Consider the following 23570-nt stretch of genomic DNA (forward strand, 5'->3'; position numbering starts at 1 on the left):
AGCCTCGCTTGGTGGCAGCCGTCACCAGCGGATCTTCACGCCCACGCTCCCTTCGATGCCGTTGCTCCTCGTGCGCACGGCGCCGCCCGAGGCCCAGGTCTTGCCGAGCTCCGCATACAGGCTCGCGTTCTGCGTGAGCTGCAGCGTGGCGCCCGCCGCCAGCTCCGTGCTCGTGCCGCCGGTGCGCGTGGCGATGTCGGTGTAGGCCGCCGGGCCGACGAAGCGGCTGATGTCGGTGCCGCTGCCGCTGCGGTAGACGTTGAAGCGCACATAGGGCTGCAGCAGGCCGGCGGAGGTGGCGATCTCGCCCTTCACCCGCACGCCCGCGCGTGCGAGCCAGCCGCTGTGGCTGTGCTGCTGCACCAGTGCGGCGGCGATGCCGGTGTCGTCCAGGCTGATGCGCTGGTGCACCAGCTGCAGCTGCGGCTCGATGGTCCAGCCCGGTGCGATGGCGAACGCCTGGCCCACCTCGATGGAGGCCAGCAGGCTGCTGCCCTTGCCCGTGCTGGAGAAGCCCAGCGTGGGCGACGCCGTGTAGCGGTGGCGTCCGGCCTGCAGCACGCCGTCGACGTACAGGCCGCTGTCGTTCTTCCAGGTGGCATAGGCGCCCAGGTACTGGCTGCGCAGGTCGTTGGTGCCGGCTGCGTAGTTGACGATGCCGCGTGCGAAGCCGCTCACGCTCATGTCGCCGTTGAGCTCGCCGACGTAGACGCCCGCGCGCCAGTGGGCGTCGGCCCAGAGGTCGGTGCCTGCCTGGAAGCCCGAGAGGCGACCCTTGCTGGTGGGGCTCACGGTGCCGCCCTGGCTGATGCTGCGGTCGGTGCTGATGATGCGCGCCCAGGCCTGGCGGTAGCCCTGGTCGGGCATGGCGGGACCGGCATCGTTGCCGGGCGGCGGGCCGTCGTCGCCCAGCCGCTGGCGCATGCTGCCGAGCATCGTCAGGTTGGCCTGGCGGAACTGCTCGGGCAGCGCGGCGTACAGCGGTACTTCGGCGCGGTAGGTGGGGACGGAGATGCCGCCGCCTCCTCCTGTGCTGCCGCCGCTGCTGCCAGCGCCGCCATTGCCTCCACTGCCTCCGCTACCGTTGGCCGGCGGCGTGACGACCGCGCTGGAGCGCAGGTACCAGTTCTCGCCCGCGCCGCTCGCGTCGGCTGCGTAGAGCCGGTATTCGTAGGCGCCGGCATCGACGTGGCCTCCTGCCAGCGCGAAGGCGCTCTTCGTTGTCTGCGCGGTGGTGGTGGCCCCGTTGATCGCGCTGACGACCTCGATGCCGTTGCCGGTGGTCAGCGCGCCCAGGCCGCCGAGGTTGGTGATCTGCACGTTGGTCGTGCCGCTGGCGATGGCGGTGCTGCCGCTGAGCACGAGCCTGTCGGTCGCGCTGCTGCTGTTGCCGAGGGCCGTGCCCAGGCGCAGCGTGCCGCCATTGCCGACCCAGGGGCCGGTGACGGTCAGCGTGGTGCCCGGTGCGGAGCCGACCAGCGACACGGTGCCGCTGTTGGACATGGACGCGACGGTCTGGCTGTTGCCGGCGAGGTCGAGCGTGGCGCCGGAGCCCACGGTGAATGCGCTGGCGCTGCTGAGCGCACCGGCCGCGCCGGCGCGCAGCGTGCCGGCGTTGATGCTGGTGGGACCGGTGTAGACGTTGGCGCCCGACAGCGTCAGCGTGCCCGCGCCGCTCTTCACCAGGCCGGCAGCTCCGGAGATGGGGCCCGACCAGCCCATGTCGTGGCCGTTGGTGTCGATGGTGCCGGTGCCGCCCAGCAGCAGCGGGCTGCTCAGGCTCAGGCCGTTGGCGCCCGCGACGATGCTGGCGGTGGCGCCGCCGTCGATGGCGACGGCGCCCGTCAGCGCCGCGCCGGCGTTCAGCGTCAGGCTGTTGCTGCCGCCGGTGAACTCCACCGCGGCCGCGCGGGTGACGCCGTCGCCGCCCAGGCCGCCGGTGATGCTGCCGCTGTTGACGATGCCGAGGTTGGCGCCCAGCACGCCCACCCCGCCCGCGCCGTTGGCGCCGCGCGCGCCGCCGTTGCTGTTGGTGCCGCCGACGCCGCCATTGCCGCCGGTGATGGAGCCGCTGTTGCCGAGCGCAGTGCTGCTGCCCGACGCGCGCAGGCCGATGCCGCCGTCGCCGCCCGCGCCGGGTGCACCGGTGCCGCCGACCCCGCCGCCGCCGGCACCGCCCGCGCCTCCTGCGCCACCGGAGACCGCGCCCGAATTGGTCACAGTCAGCGCGCTGCCAGTCAGCGTGATGCCGATGCCGCCCGCACCGCCGCCGCCGCCCGACGCATTGCTGCGGGCCGGCAGCAGCTCGGAGCCGCCCGCGCCGCCGGCGCCGCCGCTGATGGCGCCGGTGTTGGTGAAGCCGAGGCCCGGCGTGGTCGCGTTCAGGAGGAAGCCGCCGCCACCGCCGCCGCCACCACCGCCTTGGGAGAAGGCGTCGCCGCCCTTGCCGCCCGCGCCGCCGGTCGAACTGCCGGTGGCCGTGTAGCTGCCCGTGGGCCCGAGCAGGATGGAGCCGTAGCCCCCCGCGCCGCCGCCGCCTGCCGCCCAGTAGCCGTTGCCGCCCGCGCCGCCGGCGCCGCCCGTGTAGCTGTTGGAAGAAGAGCCGACGCCGCTGCCGATGGTCGCGCCCTGGAAGCCGCCGCCGCCGCCACCGCCGTAGCCGTTGCCGTTGCTCATGTCGCCCGTCTGCGACTGGCCGGCCGCGCCGTTGTCGCCCTGCAGAACGCCGGGGCTGACGGTGTTGCTGCCGGCTCCAGCCGCGCCGCCCGTGCCGGCGGTGGCGCCGGCGAAGGTGCCGGTGCTGGCGGCGGAGCCGGCCGTCGGGCCGGCGCTGGTCGACGATCCGCCGGCGCCTCCGTTCGCGTTCACCGTGGTGTCGTTGAGTCCGCCGCTGCCGCCGCTGCCGTCGGCGCCGCCCGATCCGGCGTGCAGCGAGGTGTCGTTGGTGGGCTGGCCGCCGGCGCCGCCTGCGGCCAGTGCCGGGCCCGCACCCAGCATCAGCGCAGCGAGGGCAGGCGCCAGGGCGAGGTGGCAGGTTCGCGGCTCAGCCGACCTGGCGGAGCGCGCGTGGCCGCGCGAGGTTTCGGGTGCGGCGACCCAGGTGCCGCGGGCTGGATTCCAAAGGGTCCGAAAAACCTTGTTCATGGCTTACCAATTTGTTCGTTCGTTCCTCGCCTGAACGGGCAGGCTCCCGCGTGCGGGCGCGTGTCTGTCCACCGCCTGCACATGCCGTCGTTTTCGATTTGCAAGTCAAAAATGTAAGTACGCGTTGCGACCGGCGATATGCCCGGAAGCGGGTACCTAAGCGGGCCCTGCCGGATGCCCGAAGCGCGATAACGCTGCGTGGCCGCAGCGGCGATTGCGGCCCAGCGGGCTACGGGCGATAAGCCGCGTGGCGCGGATATCCCCTGAACTGCGTCAAGAGGTAAGCAATGTTTCGCGCGAAATACAAAGAAGCTAGCGGCTCGCCGGGCGGCGAGGGCGCTTTCCGGCCTGCCCGCGCTTCTGCTGCGGCTGCAGCGCTTGCTCCTGCCCGTGCCCGAGGCTGCGGAGGTAGGCGCAGAACATGTCGGCCATGGCGTCCGAATACGCGGCGATCTCGGCGTCGGTGCGCGGACTCTCTGAGAACTGCTTGCCGACCGCGCTGAACGTGGTCGTGATCAGGTCGGCGGCGATTGCGCGCGTGGCCTCGACGGCGTGGGGCAGGGCTTCGCGCATGAAGGCCTTCATGACGCGGTCGCCGGCGGCGCGTGCCTCGTGCGCCTCGGGGGCGTCCCGGTAGAGCGGGGCGGCGTCGCTGAGCGCTACGCGCATTCCGGCTTCCTCGCACTCCGAGCGCACGAAGGCATGCACCAGCATGCGCAGCCGCTCCAGCGGCGGGCGCTGCGTGTCCTCGAGGATGCCGCCGAGCATCTCGCTCGTCTGCTTCCACTCGTCGCTCTGCAGCCGGAAGAGGATCGACGCCTTGTTCGGGAAGTACTGGTAGACCGATCCGACGCTCACGCCGGCCCGCTCGGCCACGCGCGTGGTGGTGAAGCGCTGCGCGCCTTCCTTCTCCAGAACCTGAAGGGCTGCCTCGAGGATGGCCGCGACGAGGTCGTTCGAGCGGGCCTGCTTGGGCTTTCTTCTAGAGGAGATCGGCGAGCTTTTGCGGTCGGCCATGGGCGTGGTTCGCAACGCGAATAGGAAATGTGAATGTTCCTTCATATTATGAGCGCACCTTCACTCCAACACGAAGAACCCTGTGACAACCCTCACCGACAAGCCCTTGGCGCCCCTGCTGGAGCGCCTGTTCCAGGAGGCCGCCGAGGCATCGCCCGCGACGAGCGCCGCTATCGCCGGCCTCTCCGACGAAGACCGCACACAGCTGATGCGCAGCAAGACCGGCTACCTCGATCTCTACGCGCGGCTCAAGGACGTTACGCTGCCGGTCTCGCGCGAGACCGGCCTGCTGCTCTACATGCTCGCGCGCAGCGGCGCCGCCCGGAACATCGTCGAGTTCGGCACCTCCTTCGGCATCTCGACGCTGCACCTCGCCGCGGCCCTGCGCGACAACGGCGGCGGCCGGGTCGTCACCACCGAGTTCGAACCCTCCAAGGTGGCGCGCGCCCGCCGCAACCTCGAAGCCGGCGGGCTGGCCGACCTGGTCGAGATCCGCGAGGGCGACGCGCTGCAGACGCTCGCCGCCGGCCTGCCCGACTCTATCGACCTGCTGCTGCTCGACGGTGCGAAGGCGCTCTACCCCGAGATCCTCGCGCTGGTCGAAAGCCGCCTGCGGCCGGGCGCCTTCGTCGTCGCCGACAACGCCGACCACAGCCCCGAGTACCTGGCGCACGTGCGCTCGCCCGCCTCGGGCTACCTGTCCACGCCCTTCGGCGAGGACGTCGAGCTGTCGATGCGCCTCGGATGAGCCCGCCCGCGCATTGAATCCCACGCGGACGCCGCGGCGTCCGCAGTGCCAGTCGCACTGGCCGTAAGCGTCTGACGTCAACCAACGCACTCCACGATCCTTGCCGGTCTGGGTGCGTCCGCGTGCGCGCTCCGACCGGCCGGGAGAACACATCCAACCCGGACGACACCATGAGCATCCCATCGACACCATCTGCGACTTCATCCTCATCACCACCTTCGGCATCGACGCGCGACCCCGCACAGGGCCGCCTGCTGCTGCTGACGGCCATCCTCTTCATCTCCTATCTCTGCGTGGGCATGTCCCTGCCGGTCGTGCCGATCTTCGTGACGGGGCAGCTCGGGCTGGGCAACGTGTGGGCGGGGCTCGGCGTGGGCATCGCCTTTCTCTCGACCGTGCTGAGCCGGGCGTATGCCGGCACGCAATCCGACCGCGCCGGGGCCAAGTCCGCCGTGGCGCGCGGGCTGGTCTTCTACGTGAGCGGGGCGCTGGTCTCGCTGCTCGCGGGCCTGCTCGCGCCGTCGCCCTGGACGGCCTACCTGGTGCTGCTCGCGGGGCGGCTGCTGGTCGGCCTCGGCGAAAGCCTGGTCGGCGTCGGCATCATCGGCTGGGGCATCGGGCTCGTCGGGCCGGCGCGCTCGGGCAAGGTGCTGGCTCTGGTCGGCGCCGCCATCTACGGCGCGCTGGCGGTCGGCGGGCCGATCGGGCTCGTGCTGCAGCAGCGCTTCGGGTACGCTGGGGTCATGAGCGTCGGCGTGATCCTGCCCTGCCTCGGCATGCTGGCGATCTGGCGGCTGGCCGGGGTGCCAGCGCACCCCGGTGCCGAGCGCCCGCCGTTCTGGCGCGTGATCGGTCAGGTCTGGCCGCACGGCACCATCGTGTGCCTGCAGGGCATCGGCTTCGCGGCGATCGGCGCGTTCTTCACGCTGCACTTCCTCGACCAGCACTGGCGCTTCGCCGGGCTGGGCCTGACGGCCTTCGGCGGCGGCTTCGTGCTGGTGCGGGTGCTCTTCGGGCATCTGCCGGACCGCGTGGGCGGACTGCCCGTGGCCATCGGCTCGCTGGCCGTGGAGACCGTGGGGCAGGCGCTGATCTGGAGCGCTTCCGATCCTGTGCTCGCCCTCGTCGGCGCGTTCCTCACGGGGCTCGGCTGCTCGATGATCTTCCCTTCCATGGGGCGCGAGGTCGTGCAGCTGGTGCAACCGCATCTGCGCGGCACGGCGCTGGGCGGCTTCTCCGCGTTCCAGGACGTCGCCTACGGGCTGACGGGTCCGCTGGCCGGGCTGCTGGCCGACAGGGCGGGGTATGGCGGCGTGTTCCTGGCCGGAGCGGGCGCGGCGGCTGCGGGGCTGGTGATCGCGATCAGCCTTCGCCGGGCTCAGACACGCTCTCGGCCCTGACCGCGCAGGAGGCCTTCGCCTTCAGTTCGGCTTCGAGCTCGGCCTTCAGTTCGGAGGCGACCTTCTGCGGCTCCAGCCGCAGCTCGACAAGGTCGCGCTCGCCGACGCAGAGACCATCGAGCCGCACGTAGATGCGCGAGAAGTTGCCTCCCAGCGCACGCGCCACGTCGCCGAGGCAATCGGCCAACGTGGCGAAGCCGCCGTTGCGGTACGAGCTGGGAGGTATCACGCCCCTGGAGCGGGGCGCGCGAACGGAGTAGGCGTACGACGAGGCATCCTTGCGCAGCTCCACCACGGGCTGCAGTCCACGCTGTGCTTCCCCTGTTCTCTTCATGGCCGCAGTGTAGATGCGGCGAAACCCCGTGACCAGCCGCCCAGGTCAGGGGCTCGGCCCCAGCGCGCGCTGCTTCGCGACGAACTCCGGCGTGATCGCGGCCTGCTTGTTGCCGAACTGCGCGATGACGTAGTTGGCCAGCGCCGCGACCTCGGCGTCGGTGTAGGCCTTGCCGAAGGCCGGCATGTAGATCTCCCTGTCGTGCACGTGCATGCGCACACCCTGCAGGATCATCTGCGTCACGTTGGAGCCGTCGGGGTCGTTCACGCCGCGCGTTCCCAGCAGCGATGCGTCGGCGGTCTGCTGGCCCTTGCCGTTCCACTGGTGGCAGCTCGCGCAGGCGGCAGCGAAGAGCCTGAGCCCCTGCTCGTGGCCCTCGGCCGTGTTGGCGGCCGGCGCTGAGGCATTCGCCGCAAGCGCCCATGGCGCCTTCGCGTCGATCTCGATCGGGTTCTTGCCACTTTTCGCTGGCACCGTGCGCAGGTAGCTCACGAGCGCCGAGGCGTCTTCCGTCTTCAGGTACTGCAGGCTGTGCTCCACCGCCTCGCCCATCGGCCCCGACGCCGAGCCGCGTCCCTCGGCATGGCCGGTCGTGAGGTAGGCGGCGATCTCGGCGTCGCTCCAGGCGCCGATGCCGTTCTTCGCGTCGGAGGTGATGTTGTAGGCGCGCCATCCCTGGATGGATTCGCCCGCGAGCTCGTTGCCCTTGTCCATCGCGAAGGCGAAGTTGCGCGGCGTGTGGCATTCGGCGCAGTGGCCCAGCGCGGTGGCGAGGTATTTGCCCTGGTTCCAAGCGAGCGGCTTCGATGCGTCGGCCTCGAAGCGGGCGCTCTTGAAGAAGGCCGCGTTCCAGAAGCCCATGGCCCAGCGCTGGTTGAACGGGAAGCCGAGGTCGGGCTCCCGGTTCGGCTGGTTCACCTTGGGCAGGCTGAACAGGTAGGCCTTGATCGCGAGCACGTCGCTTCGGCTCAGCGCGGTGTACGAGGTGTACGGGAAGGCCGGGTACAGGCGCTTGCCGTCGGCGCGCACGCCGTCGTGCAGCGCGCGCACGAACTGGTCGTCGCTCCACTTGCCGATGCCGGTCTCGGGGTCCGCTGTGATGTTCGACGAGTAGATCGTGCCGAAGGGCAGCACGAAGGGCAGGCCGCCTGCGAAGGGCTCGCCCTTGCCGCCGGGCACCGTGTGGCAGGCGATGCAGTCGGCGGCCTTGGTGAGGTACTCGCCGCGCACGAGCAGCGCTGCATTGCTGGGTGCGCCGGCCAGCACCGGCGCCTCGCCCGCGGAGCCGTCGGTGCGGTTCAGGAAGAAGTAGAGCGCGGCGCCGACGACGACCAGCACCGCCAGGGTCTTGAAGAACCGCTTCATGCCGACCTCCCTTCGTCGAATCCCTTGCCGGGCCGTGCATCGGCGACCTTCTTCTTCAGCGCCTCCTTGTCCTGCGCCAGCAGCGCGCGGTTCACCGGCAGCGCGCGCAGTCGCACCCCGGTCGCGGCGAAGATCGCGTTGGCCAGCGCCGGTGCCGCGATGGCCGTGCCGACTTCGCCGAGTCCGCCCGGGGCTTCGGCACTCTTCACCAAATGCACCTCGATGGCCGGCGCTTCGTTGATGCGCAGCGTCCGGTAGTCGTGGAAGTTGCTCTGCTCGATGGCACCGTCGCGCAGCGTGATCTCGTTGTAGAGAGCCGCGCTCAGCCCGAACAGCAGCCCGCCCTGGATCTGCGCCTCGATGGAGCTCGCGTTCACTGCGATGCCGCAGTCCACCGCGACCACCGCGCGCCGCATGCGCACCTCGCCCTGCGGCGAGACTTCGGCCTCGATGATGGCGCACACGCGGCTGCCGAAGGCATCGCCCACGGCCACGCCGCGCCCCACGCGCGCGGGCAGCGAGCCCTGGCCCCAGCCGATCCTGCTGGCCGCGAGGTCGAGCACCGCGAGCGTGCGCGGGTTCTTCTGCAGCATCGCGCGGCGGTAGGCGACCGGGTCTTTCTTCGCGCGTTGCGCGAGTTCGTCGATGAAGCTCTCCATCACGAAGAGGTTGTGCGTGGGGCCCACGCCGCGCCACCAGCCGACGTTCAGGCCAGCCGGCATGTCGTGCCGCACCCATTCGACCTTGAGGTTCGGCAGGTCGTAGCAGGGCTCGGCCACGCATTCGATGAGGTCGCCGTCCATGCCGTCCTTGCCCATGAAGGCGGGCGCCCAGCGGCCCAGCACCGTGCCGCCCGAGATGCGGTCGCCGAACCACTGGATGCGGCCTTCGCCGTCGACCACGGCCGAGATCTCGTCGTGGTACATGGGGCGCACGATGTCGTGGCGGATGTCTTCCTCGCGTGTCCACACCACCTTGAGCGGATAGGGCACCTGCTTTGCGAAGGCCACGGCCTGCTCGACCGAATCGGTTTCCAGCCGGCGGCCGAAGCCGCCGCCCAGGTACTGGTTGTGCAGCACCACCTTGTCTTCGGCCAGGCCGGTGATCTTCGCGGCCACGCCCACGCAGCGCGCCGGCACCTGCGTGCCCACCCAGATGTCGCAGCCGTCGGGCCGCACGTGTACCGTGGTGTTGAGCGGCTCCATGGTCGCGTGCGCGAGCATCGGCAGGTCGTAGGTGGCCTGCACCAGCGTGCCTTCGGGCCGCTTGCCGGTTTCCTTGCCGACGATGGCCTTGTCCTTCGCGAGCGCATCGGCCAGCGCCGCGCGCAGCTGCTGCGTGGTCAGCGTGGCGTTGCGCCCCTGCGTCCACTTCAGCTTCAGCGCCTCGAGGCCGCGCTTCGCGGCCCAGAAATGCTCGCCCACCACGGCCACCGCGTCCTTGATGCGAAGAACGTCGATCACGCCGGGGATTGCGCGCGCGGCCTTGTCGTCCACCGAGGCCAGCACGCCGCCCAGCGTGGGGCTCGCCCTGACCGTCGCCACCTTCATGCCGGGCACGCGCACGTCGATGCCGAACTGCGCGGTGCCGTTGACCTTGCCCGCCGAGTCGACGCGCCGCAGCGGCTGGCCGATGAGCCGGAAGTCCTTCGGCTCCTTCAGCGCCACCTTGGCCGGCATCGGCAGCTTTGCGGCGGCGCCGGCCAGCGCGCCGAAGCCGAGCTGCCGGCCCGAGGCCGCATGGCTCACCACGCCGCGCTCCACGGTGCAGCTCGCCGGGTCGACCTTCCATTGCGCCGCGGCGGCACTCACCAGCAGGGTGCGCGCCACGGCGCCGGCCTCGCGCAGCACCCCGAAGGTGCCGCGGGTGCTGGTCGAACCGCCGGTGATCTGGCCGCCGAGCAGCGGCATGCCGTAGAGCGCCTCGTTCGCCGGCGAGTGCTCCACGCGCACCTGGTCGAGATCGACGCCCAGCTCCTCGGCCAGCAGCATCGCCGAGCCGGTGTAGATCGCCTGGCCCATCTCGGCCATCGGCATCACCAGGCGCACGCCGCCGTCGGCATCGATGCGGATGAAGGCATTCGGCGCGAAGGCCGGGTTGCCGTCGGCGAGTGCGGCTGCCGCGTCGCCCGGCTGCTGCCTCGGGTTGATGGCGGCGAAGGCCTTGCCCGTGCCCAGCCACGTGAAGGCCAGCGCGAGGCCGCCGGCCTGCAGGGCCGCGCGGCGGCTGATGCCTCCGATGCCGATGCCGCTGGCGGGACGGTCGAGGGTCTTCATGATGCGCTCCTTGCCGGCATCACCGCCACCGACTGCATCACCTCGGCCTTGCCCGTGGCGGCCTGCTTGATGGCTGCGCGGATGCGCGAGTAGGTGCAGCACCGGCAGACGTTGCCCGACATGGCCAGGTCGATGTCGGCGTCGCTCGGGTTGGGCGTGCGCTGTATCAGCGCGGCGGCCGACATGATCTGGCCCGACTGGCAGTAGCCGCACTGCACCACGTCGACGTCGAGCCAGGCCTTCTGGATGCTCTTGCCGGCCGGCGTCTGCTCGATCGCCTCGATGGTGGTGACCGCCTTCTTCCCGATGGCGCCCACCGGCAGCACGCACGATCGCACGGGCTGGCCGTCGAGGTGCACGGTGCAGGCGCCGCACTGGGCGATGCCGCAGCCGAACTTGGTGCCTGTGAGTCCGACGATGTCGCGCAGTGCCCAGAGCAGGGGCATGTCGTCGGGTGCGTCGATGGCAACGGACTGGCCGTTGATGTTGATGTCGATCATGGGCCTTGCCTTTTCTCCGGTTCGCCGTGGGTGGAGCGAACCATAGCGCGACTTTGCAAAGCGCGCTTGGCGGGCAAGGGTGTGTTCGACCGGCGCGCGATGCTTTCATCGCGGGCGCCGGCCTGCGTTCATTCGAAGGTATTCATCGCTGCCGTGCACTGCAGCAGCGTCGATGCCCCGGGCGGGCGAAGCGGCGTCAGGCAGGCATCTTCTGAACGGCCGGCGCCTGCAGCGGCGGCGTGCCGTTCTTGAACAGGCTCGCGAGCTGCTTGCGCAGCTCGGGCGAGTCTGTGTGGCCGTGAACGGTCACGGCGTGCTGCACCGCGGCATCGAGCAGTTCGCTCTCGCTGTCGGCGCAAAGCGCGACGCTGCAGTTCGTCGTGCTCGGGTACTCGCGGCAGTCGATGTATTGGCGTGGCATGGCGACTCCTTGAATATGTCCTCACGGACGTGCTTCGAAGATCAGGTTGAAGGGCGTCTCGCTGGCGCGGCGGAAGTGCGTGAAGCCACCCTTGGCCGCCACGTCGCGAAGCCGCGCCTCGCCGGCCTGCGCGCCCAGGCACAGGCCCACTTCCTGCGAGCGCGATGCGGGCGTGCAGATGAAGTTGGAGGCCGAATAGAACACCCGCCCCACCGGGTTCATGTTGTCCTCCAGCCGGTCGTTGGCGAAGGGTTCCACCAGCATCCAGGTGCCCTGCGGCCTGAGGCTGGCGCGCACGTGCGCCGCCGCGCCCACCGGGTCGCCCATGTCGTGCAGGCAGTCGAAGAAGGCGACGAGGTCGTAGTCCCTGCCCGGAAAGTCCTTCGCGCTCGCGACCTCGAAGCTCAGCCGCTTCGGATCGTCGATGCCGGCCTTGCGCGCCGTCTCGCGTGCGCGCTCGATCGACGGCGCGTGATAGTCGAAGCCGACGAAGCTCGACGCTGGATAGGCCTGCGCCATCAGCAGCGTAGAGGCGCCATGCCCGCAGCCCACGTCGGCCACGCGCGCGCCCCGTTCGAGTGCGGCGGCGACCCCTTCGAGGGCCGGTATCCACTGGCTCACGAGGTTGGCCGCATAGCCCGGCCTGAAGAAGCGCTCGGTGCCGTGGAACAGGGCGGGGTCGTGCTCGTGCCAGCCGATGCCCAGGCCCGTGCGCATGGCCTGGACCATCTTGGGCACGGCCTTGAACTGCGCCACCGCGATCTGGAAGGCGCCGGGCACGAAGGCCGGGCTGCCTTCCTCGGCGAGCGCGAAGGCCTGCTCTTCGGAGAGCGAGAAGACCTCGCCCTTCGGGTCGTACTCGACATAGCCGCTCGCGGCCTGCGCCGAGAGCCATTCGCGCAGGTAGCGCGGATCTGTCTCGGTGCGCCGGGCCAGCTCTTCCGCCGTGCCCGGGCCCTTCGCCATTTCCTTGTACAGGCCGAGCTGGTCGCCCACGACGATGGTCGCGGCGTGCATCACGGCGCCGATGTCATGGACGAAGTTACCCATGAACGCGTTAAGCCTTGTTTCGTCGATAGCCATGTGTTTCCCCTTCGCCGGCGGACGGCTCGCGCGTCCCCTGCCTGCCTATACTGGTTTCGCGGCACGGGGACAGCGCGACATCCTCCGCCCCGGTGCATGCAGGCGCCATACGCAGCAATGCGTATGCGGCACGAAGAAGAAAGCGAGACAAGGGGCACGCCATGACGCATCTCACGCGCGGCGATTGCGCGAGCGCACTTCGCCTGCTGGAGCAGCTGGAATCCGGGCAGCCGCTCGTGCGGCATCACGGCGTGCATGCGATCCGCCGCAACGCGGCCAAGGCACCCCGCAAGCGCGAGTTCCGCCGCGCCTCGATGCAGGCCGAGCACTACCGCCGCGCGGGGCTGGAGCACGCGGTGGCGGTGGCCCTGCTGTACCGGCTGGCCTGCCGGGCGGAGGAGCCGGCGCGGCCCGCCTTGCCGCCGGTGCTCACGCCGCGCGAAGGCGAGGTCATGCGCTGGCTCTCGCGCGGCAAGACCGACGCGGAGATCGCCGCCTTGCTCCAGATCAGCCCGCGCACGGTGCACAAGCACCTGGAGCACGTGTACGTGAAGCTCGGCGTGGAGACGCGCACCGCGGCCGTGATGCGCGCGCTCGGCATGGGCGCCGGGGCGCCTTGAGGCTGCGCCGGAGGGCTCTCAGCGCGTCGTCCGCGGATGCGCCGGCACCGGCGCATCCGCGGGCGACGCACTGCGCCCGATCATCCAAGCGCACGCCGCCGACACCACGCCCGCAAACAGAACGTACAGGCAGATCTGCCACGGCTCGCCGCCGCCCGACTTCAGCAGCGCGGTCGCGATGATCGGCGTGATGCCCGAGGCGAAGATGCCCGAGAACTGGTAGACGAAGCTGATGCCCGTGTAGCGCACCTTGGCGTCGAACAGGTCGCAGAAGAGGGCGGCCTCCGGCCCGTACACCGACGCATACAGGATGCCGAAGGGCACGATGATCGACAGCCATATGAGCAGCACGTTGCCGCCGCTGTGCGTCATGAGCCAGAAGCCCGGGAACGCCGAGACGGCCGTGATGAGCGAACCCCACATGTACACGCGCGGCCGCCCCAGCCGGTCGGACATGCGCCCGAAGAACGGAATCGCGAAGCACATCACCACTGCCGCGGCCATCACGCCCAGCAGCGCCTCGGTGCGGTTGATCTTGATCGTGCTCGTCAGGTAGTTGATGGAGAACACGCCGAAGATGTTGAAGAACACCCCGTCGATGTAGCGCGCGCCCATGCCCTTGAGCACGTTGCCGGGGTAGCGCCGGATCATGTCCATGAACGGAATGCGCAGCTCGGCGTTGCGGGCCTTCACGGCCGCGAACTCCGGCGTTTCCTTCACGTGCAGGCGGATGTACATGCCCACCATCACCATCGCGCCGGAGATCAGGAAGGCGATGCGCCAGCCCCACGACAGGAACTGCTCGTCGGTCAGCAGCCACGACAGCAGCGCCACCACGCCCGAGGCCAGGCACAGGCCGATGGCCAGCCCGATCTGCGGCAGCGAGGCATAGAAGCCGCGCTTTTCCTTCGGCGCGTATTCGTAGGCCATGAGCACCGCGCCGCCCCATTCGCCGCCCAGGCCTATGCCCTGCGCCACGCGCAGAAGCAACAGCAGCAGCGGCGCAGCGATGCCGATCTGCGCATAGGTGGGCACCAGTCCGATGAGGAAGGTGGCCACGCCCATGATCATCAGCGTGATGACGAGCATGCTCTTGCGGCCGATCTTGTCGCCGAAGTGGCCGAAGATCACGCCGCCCAGCGGCCGCGTGACGAAGCCCACCGCGAAGGTGGTGTAGGCCAGCAGGGTCGACACCACCGGGTCGCTGCCCGGGAAGTAGAGCTTGTTGAACACGATGCCGGCCACCACGCCGTACAGGAAGAAGTCGTACCACTCGATGGTGGCGCCTACCAGGGCCGAAACCACCACCCTGCGAATCGCTTTCTCGTCGCTTGCACTCATGTCTGTCTCCGATGAGGTTTGTCGTGGCGGTCTCTGCGGACCGTGGGGTTCGAAACGGGAACTCAGTGCGCGGCCGCTGCCGCTCTCGCGTCCTCTCTGATCAGGTCGACGGCCTTCTCGGCCATCATCACGGCGGGTGCGTTGGTGTTGCCCGACACCAGCGTCGGCATCGCCGAGCAGTCGATCACGCGCAGCCCCGCCACGCCGTGTACGCGCAGGCGCGCATCGACCACGGCGAGAGCGTCGCTGCCCATGCGGCAGGTGCCGGTGGGGTGGAAGATGGTGGCGCCGTTGTTGCGGCAGAACTCCAGCAGGTCGGCGTCGCTCACCGCGCCCGGGCCGGGCTTCACCTCGCGCTTCACGTAGGGGCGCATCGCGGGAGAGTCGGCGATCGCGCGTGCGGCCTTCACGCCGGCCACGGTGGTCGCGCGGTCGAGTTCGGTCGAAAGATAGTTGGGCTGCATCTCGGGCGGCTCGGCCGCGTCGAGCGAGCGGATGCGCACGTGGCCGCGCGACTCGGGCCGCAGCTGGCACACCGACATCGTGAAACCCGAGTACGGATGCACCTTGCCGCCCGCCATGTCGGCCGAGAGCGTGGCGACGTGGAACTGGATGTCGGGCGTGGCCGCCACCGGCCGGCCTTCGGCATCCTTCAGCGCGCGCATGAAGCAGCCGCCCTGGTTGATGCCCACGGCCAGCGGGCCGGTGCGGTGCAGCAGCCATTCGAGGCCCATGCCCATCTGTCCGAACCAGGAGTTGAGCTGGTCGTTGGTGGTGATGGGCTTGCTGCATTCGTAGCCCAGGCGGATCTGCAGGTGGTCCTGCAGGTTCTCGCCGACGCCGGGCAGCTCGTGCTGCACCGGGATGCCGAAGCGGTCGAGCAGCGCACGCGGACCGATGCCCGAGAGCTGCAGCAGCTGCGGCGACTGCAGCGAGCCGGCCGACAGCAGCACCTCGCCGCGGCAGCGCGCGGTCTTGAGCTCCCCGCCCTGGCGGTAGCTGACGCCGGCGGCGCGCGTGCCGTCGAACAGCAGCCGCCCGGCCATGGCCTCGGTCTCGATGCGCAGGTTGGGCCGCCGCTTCACCGCCGGCGTCAGGTAGGCCTTGGCGGTGCTGCAGCGCCAGCCCCTGTGCGTGGTCAGCTGGTAGTAGCCGGCGCCTTCCTGCTCGGCGCCGTTGAAGTCGTCGGTGCGCGGCACGCCGGTCTGCCCGGCGCCCTCGATGAAGGCTTCGATCAGCTCGTGCTTCGCCGTGATGTCCGACACCCTCAGCGGCCCCTCGCCGCCATGGAAGGCGTCGCCGCCGCGCTGGTTGCCTTCGGAGCGGATGAAGTAGGGCAGCACCTCGTCATAGCTCCATCCGGGGTTGCCGAGCGCGGCCCAGTGGTCGTAGTCCTGGCGCTGGCCGCGGATGTAGATCAGGCCGTTGATCGAACTGGAGCCGCCCAGCGTCTTGCCGCGCGGCCAGTAGATGCGCCGGCCGTTCATGTTCGGGTCGGGGTCGGTCTCGAAGCGCCAGTTGTAGGTGGGGCTCCACATCGTCTTGCCGTAGCCGATGGGCAGGTGAATCCACAGCGACCGGTCCGCCGGGCCGGCCTCGAGCAGCAGCACCCGCGTGGCCGGGTCTTCGCTGAGCCGGCCGGCGAGCACGCAGCCGGCGGAGCCCGCGCCGACGACGATGTAGTCGAACTCTTCTTCAGGCATGCAATGGTCCCGGGGGAGGTTCTGGAAGGGCGAGCGCCCTCGTTCGAACCGATCCTAGGTCATTGATTTTCGGAACGCAATGTTCCGTTTTTAACGTTTACCCGCATGCCGCACGTCGGCGGCACGGGTGCGGACTCCTTGGCGCTCGCGCCGTCTTACGCCGGACCGCTTTCGGCGGCGAGTCGAAGCGCCGGTTCCACGGCCCGCCGCGGACGCCCGCCCTGGCGCGGGTCGCCGACCCGGAAGGCCGAGACCGCATGCGCCAGCTGCTCGACCTGGAAGTTCATGCTCTGGGCAGCGGCCGCGCTCTGCTCGACCAGCGCGACGTTCTGCTGCGTGGCCTGGTCCAGCTGCATCACCGCCGCGCTGACCTGCGCGACACCGGCGCTTTGCTCCGAGCTGGCAGTGCTGATCTCGCCGACGATGTTCGCGACCCGCCTGATGGAATCGACGACCTCCGCCATGGTGGCGCCCGCGCGGTCGACCAGCGCCGAGCCGGCCTCGACGCGATCGACGCTCGCGCCGATGAGGGCCTTGATCTCCTTCGCGGCATCGGCCGATCGGCCCGCGAGACTGCGCACTTCGGAGGCGACGACCGCGAAGCCCCGGCCCTTCTCCCCTGCGCGCGCGGCCTCCACGGCAGCGTTCAGCGCCAGGATGTTGGTCTGGAACGCGATGCCGTCGATCACGCCGATGATGTCGGCGATCCTCCTGCTGCTGTCGTTGATGCTCTTCATCGTCTCCACCACCTGCACGACGACCTCGCCGCCGCGCATCGCCACGCTGCTCGCGCCGTTGGCTAGCTTGTTCGCCTCGGTGGCGCTGGAGGCGTTGCGCCTGACGGTAGCGTTGAGTTGCTCCATGGAGGCGGCCGTTTCCTGCAGCGAGGACGCTTCGGCTTCGGTCCGCCGGGAAAGGTCGTGGTTGCCCTGCGCGATCTCGGAACTCGCGACCGCGATGTTGTCGGCGCAGGAGCGGACCTGACCGATCAGCCCCACCAGCTGGCGCTGCATCGCGACCATCGAGGCGAGCACGCTGCCCTGCGGCGCCTCGTGCGCGCCGTCGATCTCGCCGAGGTCGCCGTCTGCGACCTTGTGGGCCGCCACGCTGAGCATGGCCGGCTCCCCACCGAGCGCCGAGAAGAGTCGGCGCGCGATGAAGACGCCAAGCGCTACCGCCGCGAGCACCGCGAACGAACTCAGCGTGAGCAGCAACGTCAGCTGCCGCGAATAAGCGGAGGCCGAAGACTCGACATCCTTCTGCGAAATTTCCGCGTTGTAGTCGGCGTATTCGACCGAGGCGAGCAGAAGCTGCATGAGCAAGGGCCTGCACACCGTGTTCATTCTTTCAATCGCCTCCTCGCGTTTTCCGGCGGCGGCGAGCTCGACGATCGACAGGGCGACCGGCAGATATTCTTTTTCGATCCTTTCCATCTTTTCGAAGATGGCGCGTTCGCGGTCGGTGACGTCTGCGCCCGTGTCGAGCGCTTTTTTTAGTTCCTTCAACGCGGACCCCAGCTTCTCGTTGCTGCCGACCGCCATCGCCTTGGCTCGGTCTCGCTCCGCGCCCGGGGCCACCAGCACCATCTCGCGCACGCCGATGGCTCGGCGGCTTGCTGCAATGCTGATCTCGCTGGTCAGCGTCTTGCGGTGCGCGATGCCGGCGACGTAGCTGGAGAACCGATGATCGGCTGCATTCAGCGAGCGCAGGGCCAGCAGGCTGACGAGCAACACCAGCAACGCGAGGATCGTGAAAGTCCCGGCGAGCAATTTCCGGGTCGAGAAAGTTTTCATAGGTCCGGTATCAGGAGTAGAAAAAAACGAGAGCGCAAGGAGCGCCGTCGGAATTGCCGATTTCTTCAATCGCGCACCAATTCCGTGCTTTTCTTTTCGGATGCAATTGCCATTTCTTGAGGTCGTGCACAGTCTTTTTTTTGATTACAAATTCTTTAAAGTTGTTGGCAAATATTGCCAATTCTTTCTCCGGTGATTGCGTCGATGCGTCCCTGAGCCCTTTAAGCGGCAGATGGGAACAGCACAGGCAATGCGAGAGCCGGGCGGTGGAACAATCGCCGGTAGGTCTCCTCTCTCACGGCCATCGGTTTCCGCACCGACTTTCCTTCGCAAGGTTCATCCGCATGCCACGTTCCGCGCGCGCATCCGCCGCAGTGATTCCCGCCACAGCCCCCATTCAGGACGAGGCGGAGTCCGCCGGCCTCTCCGGTTCCTCCGCCGAGCGCAGCCTGCGCCTGCTGGCGCTGCTCGCCAGTGAAGGCCGGGCCCTCACGCTGGCCGACCTGGCCGCGCAGCTCGGCCTGCCCAAGGGCACTGCACACCGTATCTGCACCCAGCTGCTGGCCACCGGCTTCCTGGCCCGCGACGTCGACGAGCGCTCCTTCACCGTCGGCCCCGCGCTGCGGCGGCTGGCCTTCGACACGCTGAACCACGGCGTGGTGCGGGGGCTGCGGCACGAGGTGCTGTCGGCGCTGGTGCGCCAGGTCGGCGAGACCTGCAACCTCACCACCCTCGACGGTGCGCAGGTGCTCTACCTCGACCGCGTCGAGGCGCAATGGCCGCTGCGTCTGACGCTCGACGTGGGCTCGCACGTGCCGCTGCACTGCACGGCCAGCGGCAAGCTGTTCCTGGCGCAGATGCAGGCCAAGGAGCGCGATGCGTTCATCGACGGGCTGCCGCTGGAGCGCATGACGCCCAACACCATCACCAAGGCCGCGGCGCTGCGCGCCGAATGCGAGGCGATCGCGAAGCAGGGCTACTCCTGCGACCGCGAGGAATTCATCGCCGGTCTCGTGGCCGTGGCCGTGCCGGTGCGCGATACGGCCGGCGCGGTGCGCGCCGCGCTGGCCGTGCATGCGCCCACGGCACGCATGTCGATGGACGACGCGCTCGGGCGCATCGATGCGCTGAAGGCGGCGGCGCAGAGGATGGCCGGGCTGCTCTGACTTCGGCTTCGGCTTCGTCAGCTTCGAGTGGGCGCGCAGCCCCAGAATCCGCCGCTCGCGACCAGCGCAAGAGGAAGAAAGACGAACGCATGCCCAACGCCGCCAAGACCATCCGAAGCTTCAACGCCGGGCGCGATCCCGAAAGGCTGGCGATGAAATACGCCAACCTGCGTTCCAGCCCCTTCGTCTTCCTGCGCGGCACCTGCCACCTCTTCTACGACCGCCTGCCGGCCGGCGCGCTGTTCTCCAAGGCGCCGGCGGCATGGCTGTGCGGCGATGCGCACCTGGAGAACTTCGGCAGCTACAAGGGCGACAACCGGCTCGTCTACTTCGACCTCAACGATTTCGACGAAGCCGCGCTCGCGCCGGTGACATGGGAGCTGGTGCGCTTCCTGTCGAGCATCCTGGTGGCGGGCGAGGGCCTGTGCAAGAGCACCGCCGACGCGGACGCCCTGTGCAAGACCTTCCTCGACTCCTATGCGGGCGCGCTCGTGCTGGGCAAGGCCCGCTGGATAGAGCGCGACACCGCCGGCGGGCTCGTCAGGGACCTGCTCGACACCCTGAAGGCGCGCACCCGCCCCGCGTTCCTCGACCGGCGCAGCGACCGCAAGGGCCGCAGACGCTCCATCCGCTGCGACGGCAGGCATGCGCTTCAGGCCACCGAGGCGCAGCGCGAACGGGTCACCAGGCTCATCGACAACTTCGCCGCCTCGCAGCCCAACCCCGGCTTCTTCAGGGTGCTCGACGTGGCCCGCCGCATCGCCGGCACCGGCAGCCTGGGCGTGGAGCGCTACATCGTGCTGATCGAAGGCAAGGGCTCGCCCGACGCCAATTTCCTGCTCGACCTGAAGCAGGCGCAGCCGTCCTCGCTCGTGCCGCACCTGAAGAAGACCAGGCAGCCCGAATGGCCGTCGGAAGCGCACCGCGTGGTCGGCCTGCAGCGCCGCATGCAGGCCGTGTCGATGGCCTTCCTGCACCCCATCGTCGGCCGCAAGTCGTCGTACGTGCTGCGCGGCCTCCAACCCAGCGAAGACCGCGTGATGCTCGACGTGAACCGCACGCGCCTCGCCGACATCCGCGGCGTGATCGCCGAGATGGGCCAGCTCATGGCCTGGGCGCAACTGCGCAGCTCGGGCCGGCAAGGCTCCGCTATCGCGGATGCGCTGATCGACTTCGGCGCTTCGGCGAAGTCGTGGTGCGGGGATCTGCTGGACGCGGCGCATCAGTGCGCGGCGCAGGTGGTGGAGGATTGGGGGCTCTATTGCGAGGCGTATGACGCGGGGCTGATGGTTTCTTCCTGAGAGAGAGCCCAGGTCCTGTGTCCCGTATTAGCTCGAATATTTGGCTGCTTTCCGATCGAACCGAATAGGTCCAGATATCAGCATGTCGCATCCAATGTCTTGTCGCGTCGAGTTCAACAGAAATTGGGCCGCCGCTGGTTCTCCAGAGGCGGCCCAACAATCGCTGATAAGCAGCTTGCGGGGCTACTGCCAGTTTGCGGCAATTACCGAGTTCAACCCGTTCTGATAGGTACTTGGCAACGTTGTTTGCCCTGCGGCAGGCGGCGAGAATGCAGCCATCGCATCAACAAGACCTTGCACTCGACTGTCTAGCAAAGTCTTCCCGTCCGCAGTCTTGAACTGCTCGATGCGATAGTCGTTCGATGCGTACCAGTTGCTAATGGTCAGTCGGTTGTCGGCGTCGATGTTGCCGATCGGGTGGTCACTGCTTCCACTGCTGAACCAAAGCTGGTCAGCTGAGGCATTTTCCCGGAACTTGGTAGTCTCAGCATTGCGTGCGGTGGGGGCGTAGTCGAAGAAGGACTCGTAGAGATGGACATAGAAGGAGGCGTCTCCGAAGCTGTAGATGTCGTTCTTGTCCAGCCCCAAGAGACGCGTCATGTCTCTGAAAGCATATAGTTTTTCATCGCGTTGCATGTCTGAGAGCATGCCGCTGTCCGGCAGGGCGGCGACGCTGAGTTGGAACTGCTGAATTGCAGTGGCTGAAGCGCCGTCAGTTACCGTTACCTTCAATGTCAAGCTGCCGACTTGCGCTGCACAGGGCGTACCGCTGAAAGTGCGTGCCGTCCCATCAAAGCTCAGCCACTCGGGCAGCTTTGACCCATCTGCGAGCGTTGCATGCCAAGCCAAACTATCCCCGGCATCGATGTCGATGAATGCGTCCTCTGGCAGCGTGAAAGACCACAAAGCATCTTGTGTCGCATCTTGAGCAGCCAGCGTGACCAAGCTGGTTGGCGCGTCATTGACATTCACGACACGTAGCTGGAATAGGTTGATTGCGGTTCGCCCGCCTCCATCTTCGGCAACAAGCTCCAGAGCCAGCTTCCCGACATGAGTATTGGAAGGCGTACCGCTCAACACTCGCGACAGCGGGTCGAAAGACAGCCAATCTGGCAGTGCGCCGCCTCCGGCCAACCGAACAACGACGTTCAAGCCTTCGGAACTGCTGAACGTGCTGGCAGGGATGGTCCAGTTGATGGGCTCATCCTCCCTTACCGACAGCTCCTTGATCGGCGTGTCGATGGAGAGCCCCTCGAACGTCAAGGGCAAGTCTTGGACTGTGCCATCTGCATACCGGACGCGCTCTATGCGTGTTTCCTTTCCGTTGTAATCTGGCGAAGTGAAATGCCGTCTGATGGTGATCGTCTCATTGGTTTGAAGTGCACGCACTATGAGGTCTTCTCCGCGCTTGGCAAAAGCGATGCCACCAGGGTCAATTCCTATCAGAGAAAGTGTGTCCTGGCCCCCACCGTAATACGGCCGATTGGTGTCGTCGATGGTGTCGTCGCCGGAGCCGATACCCCACAAATAGGTGTCGTCGCCTTCCCCGCCCGAGAGCAAGTCGTTACCAATACCGCCATCCAGCGTGTCGTTTCCGTCCATACCGTTCAATTCATCGTCGCCGGCATCGCCATTGAGTACATCATCTGTTTCGAAACCAAAGATCTGGTCATTGCCCTCGGTGGCCACCAGCGCACGATCGAAGACATCCTCGATCGTCCAGATAGTTCCGTCAGCAAACAGAAAGGTCCAGGGATGGTTCCTGAACTCCTCTTGGCGGAAGGCCCCGGACCACCCGGCGAACAGGTTGTAGATCACAACGCCGTTCAGATCGTCCTTGAAGAAAACCAAATTACCACCCGCACGCACGGTGACGTTGTCAGGCGTGAAACCGGGGACGAATTTCACGACATTGTCCGCATAAGTCGCCGCCCAGACGAAGTCACGACCGTCACCGACGATGTAGGTCGCTGAGCCACGGCCGCGGAACTCATCGTTACCGGGACCCCCATCCATGATGACGCCGCCATCAAGATAGTCGTCACCGTCACCGCCCTCCAGCCAGCCGCCGCCTTGCAGATAATCGTTCCCGCCCAACCCTTGGATATGGTCGTCTCCATCGAAGCCGACGATCGTGTCGTTTTGTTGCGTTGCACGTAAAGCCTGCTCGCGCAAATCGGCAGCCGACAAGATGGTGCCATCGGAGAACTTGACGCGGTCCAGAACGTCCGGCACGCCATTGACGCGCTCGATTCGCAATATCTCTCCGGAATCTGCAACCAGTTCCAAGCGACCGTTGTCGCTGCGTGCTCGCAGCTGCGAAGGCAACAGTCCCGATACCTCCAAGGTGTCGAACCCCGAAACATCGTGAATTCGATCCGTACCGTCACCCGGCCGCCAGCGGTAGATGTCGTTCCCGGCTCCGCCTTCGAGATAATCGTCGCCAGTGCCTCCATCAAGAACGTCGTCGAAGCTGCTGCCTGTGAGACTGTCATCGCCAGCACCTCCAAGAAGCAGGCTTGGCCGGCTGAATGCCTCAATCTGATCCGCGCCGTCACCGCCTTGCACGGCGTGCCCAGAATCGAGCAAGCTCGCCAGCGTCGCAGACTGCCCGCCAGCACGCACGACGATGCGTTCCATCAATGCCTCTAAATCCTGGCCGCCCATGCTTAAGAAAACGCTGTCTGTCTTGGACTCGCCGGGATATACACGAATCGCGTTGCCAGATGAGCTCTTGAGCAGTCCCAAACGAACGGTCGACAGGCTGAGGCCTTCCCCGAGCACCAAGGTCAAATAGTTGGTAGCCGCCACTAGTGCCGGGTTGAGCCTCACGTGATCCGAACCATCGCCCACCCGAAGCACCATCTCGTTGCCGACGGCGTTGAAAGTAATGAAGTCGGCCTCGGCGCCGGGAATCACTCTGTTGCCTGTGCCATTGACGGTGATGATATCTACGCCGGCACCCGTCATCACTTGCTGCGAGTTGCCGTTGATCGTCGGGTATTGCGGCGTAGGAGTAGTCCCCTGTAGCCATTCGGCGTTGTACCAAGTGCCGTTGACGCTCAGCGCCGTGAGCGAGCCGTCAAGCCATCCCGAACCTTGCAGCGTGAGGGTTCCTACTTTCACAGACTGTGTGAAGTCTGAGAGGTACAGAATAGGTTTCAGATTTTCACCAGTGGCGTTGATGATCTCGACCCGGCTGCCTGCCTTGCCTGAATCGGTCAACCAAACGTAGCCGCCTTTCGCAGCATTGATGACGTAGCGATTGGTCCCGTTCGAGTCCAACGAGGTGTCGAGCCCGTCTGTTGATTTCCATGCAATCCTGACCCGCGATTTCCATCGAGTATTGACCCACCCT

17 protein-coding genes are annotated in these 23570 nt (G+C 67.8%); 5 read left to right on the forward strand and 12 right to left on the reverse strand.

Annotation, left to right across the window (positions count from 1 at the left end):
* Positions 1-21: 21 nt before the first annotated feature.
* Entirely contained in the window at positions 22-3144 is a 3123-nt protein-coding gene (locus ACTJLF_RS21075; RefSeq protein ID WP_440883871.1) for an autotransporter outer membrane beta-barrel domain-containing protein, read from the reverse strand.
* A gap of 312 nt (positions 3145-3456) precedes the next feature.
* The gene (locus tag ACTJLF_RS21080) at positions 3457-4161 is read right to left on the reverse strand and encodes a TetR family transcriptional regulator (protein WP_206169132.1); all 705 of its coding nucleotides are present in this window, start codon (positions 4159-4161) and stop codon (positions 3457-3459) included.
* 82 nt (positions 4162-4243) lie between these two features.
* On the opposite strand from ACTJLF_RS21080, the gene ACTJLF_RS21085 reads away from it, so the two are divergent.
* Positions 4244-4909, forward strand: coding sequence for an O-methyltransferase (locus ACTJLF_RS21085; RefSeq protein ID WP_440883872.1), 666 nt, complete (start codon positions 4244-4246; stop codon positions 4907-4909).
* A gap of 170 nt (positions 4910-5079) precedes the next feature.
* Entirely contained in the window at positions 5080-6309 is a 1230-nt protein-coding gene (locus ACTJLF_RS21090) for an arabinose transporter (RefSeq protein ID WP_416490390.1), read from the forward strand.
* Here the strand turns inward: ACTJLF_RS21090 and ACTJLF_RS21095 are convergent.
* From ACTJLF_RS21095 to ACTJLF_RS21120, 6 genes are all read right to left on the reverse strand, one after another.
* Positions 6272-6643 (reverse strand): hypothetical protein, encoded by a 372-nt coding sequence (locus ACTJLF_RS21095; RefSeq protein ID WP_132755021.1) that lies wholly within the window; start codon positions 6641-6643, stop codon positions 6272-6274. The two genes, ACTJLF_RS21090 and ACTJLF_RS21095, sit on opposite strands and share 38 nt — an antisense overlap.
* A 45-nt stretch (positions 6644-6688) precedes the next feature.
* Positions 6689-8008 (reverse strand): c-type cytochrome, encoded by a 1320-nt coding sequence (locus ACTJLF_RS21100; protein ID WP_440883873.1) that lies wholly within the window; start codon positions 8006-8008, stop codon positions 6689-6691.
* Positions 8005-10284, reverse strand: coding sequence for a molybdopterin cofactor-binding domain-containing protein (locus ACTJLF_RS21105; RefSeq protein ID WP_440883874.1), 2280 nt, complete (start codon positions 10282-10284; stop codon positions 8005-8007). The genes ACTJLF_RS21100 and ACTJLF_RS21105 overlap by 4 nt, the downstream gene beginning before the upstream one ends.
* Complete coding sequence (locus tag ACTJLF_RS21110) at positions 10281-10784, reverse strand: (2Fe-2S)-binding protein (protein WP_019657075.1); 504 nt, start codon at positions 10782-10784, stop codon at positions 10281-10283. The genes ACTJLF_RS21105 and ACTJLF_RS21110 overlap by 4 nt, the downstream gene beginning before the upstream one ends.
* Positions 10785-10980: 196 nt before the next feature.
* Positions 10981-11205: a DUF1059 domain-containing protein gene (locus tag ACTJLF_RS21115; RefSeq protein ID WP_019657076.1), complete on the reverse strand. Its 225-nt coding sequence runs from the start codon at positions 11203-11205 to the stop codon at positions 10981-10983.
* A gap of 21 nt (positions 11206-11226) precedes the next feature.
* Positions 11227-12288, reverse strand: a complete 1062-nt coding sequence (locus ACTJLF_RS21120) for a class I SAM-dependent methyltransferase (protein ID WP_026346650.1) — start codon at positions 12286-12288, stop codon at positions 11227-11229.
* Between the two features lie 161 nt (positions 12289-12449).
* On the opposite strand from ACTJLF_RS21120, the gene ACTJLF_RS21125 reads away from it, so the two are divergent.
* Entirely contained in the window at positions 12450-12908 is a 459-nt protein-coding gene (locus ACTJLF_RS21125; protein WP_126183350.1) for a helix-turn-helix transcriptional regulator, read from the forward strand.
* Positions 12909-12926: 18 nt separating this feature from the next.
* On the opposite strand, the gene ACTJLF_RS21130 is transcribed toward ACTJLF_RS21125, so the two are convergent.
* The 3 genes from ACTJLF_RS21130 to ACTJLF_RS21140 form a co-directional block, all read right to left on the reverse strand.
* On the reverse strand, positions 12927-14249 hold the full coding sequence (locus ACTJLF_RS21130) for an MFS transporter (RefSeq protein WP_019657079.1): 1323 nt from the start codon (positions 14247-14249) through the stop codon (positions 12927-12929).
* Positions 14250-14311: 62 nt separating this feature from the next.
* A complete protein-coding gene (locus tag ACTJLF_RS21135; RefSeq protein WP_132755027.1) occupies positions 14312-15952 on the reverse strand; it encodes a choline dehydrogenase in 1641 nt (546 codons plus the stop codon).
* A gap of 155 nt (positions 15953-16107) precedes the next feature.
* A complete protein-coding gene (locus tag ACTJLF_RS21140) occupies positions 16108-17745 on the reverse strand; it encodes a methyl-accepting chemotaxis protein (RefSeq protein WP_132755087.1) in 1638 nt (545 codons plus the stop codon).
* Positions 17746-18089: 344 nt separating this feature from the next.
* Here ACTJLF_RS21140 and ACTJLF_RS21145 point away from each other — a divergent pair, with 344 nt between their 5' ends.
* Positions 18090-18911, forward strand: a complete 822-nt coding sequence (locus ACTJLF_RS21145) for an IclR family transcriptional regulator (protein ID WP_126183354.1) — start codon at positions 18090-18092, stop codon at positions 18909-18911.
* Positions 18912-19000: 89 nt separating this feature from the next.
* Positions 19001-20212 carry a DUF2252 domain-containing protein gene (locus tag ACTJLF_RS21150; protein WP_440883875.1) on the forward strand — a complete coding sequence of 404 codons (1212 nt, stop codon included), beginning with the start codon at positions 19001-19003 and terminating at the stop codon, positions 20210-20212.
* A 183-nt stretch (positions 20213-20395) separates the two neighbouring features.
* Here the strand turns inward: ACTJLF_RS21150 and ACTJLF_RS21155 are convergent, their stop codons facing one another.
* The gene (locus ACTJLF_RS21155) at positions 20396-23497 is read right to left on the reverse strand and encodes a putative Ig domain-containing protein (protein ID WP_440883876.1); all 3102 of its coding nucleotides are present in this window, start codon (positions 23495-23497) and stop codon (positions 20396-20398) included.
* Positions 23498-23570 lie beyond the last annotated feature (73 nt).

Origin of the sequence: Variovorax sp. 22077 (genome assembly GCF_052044195.1) — a bacterium.
Taxonomy (GTDB): domain Bacteria; phylum Pseudomonadota; class Gammaproteobacteria; order Burkholderiales; family Burkholderiaceae_C; genus Variovorax; species Variovorax atrisoli.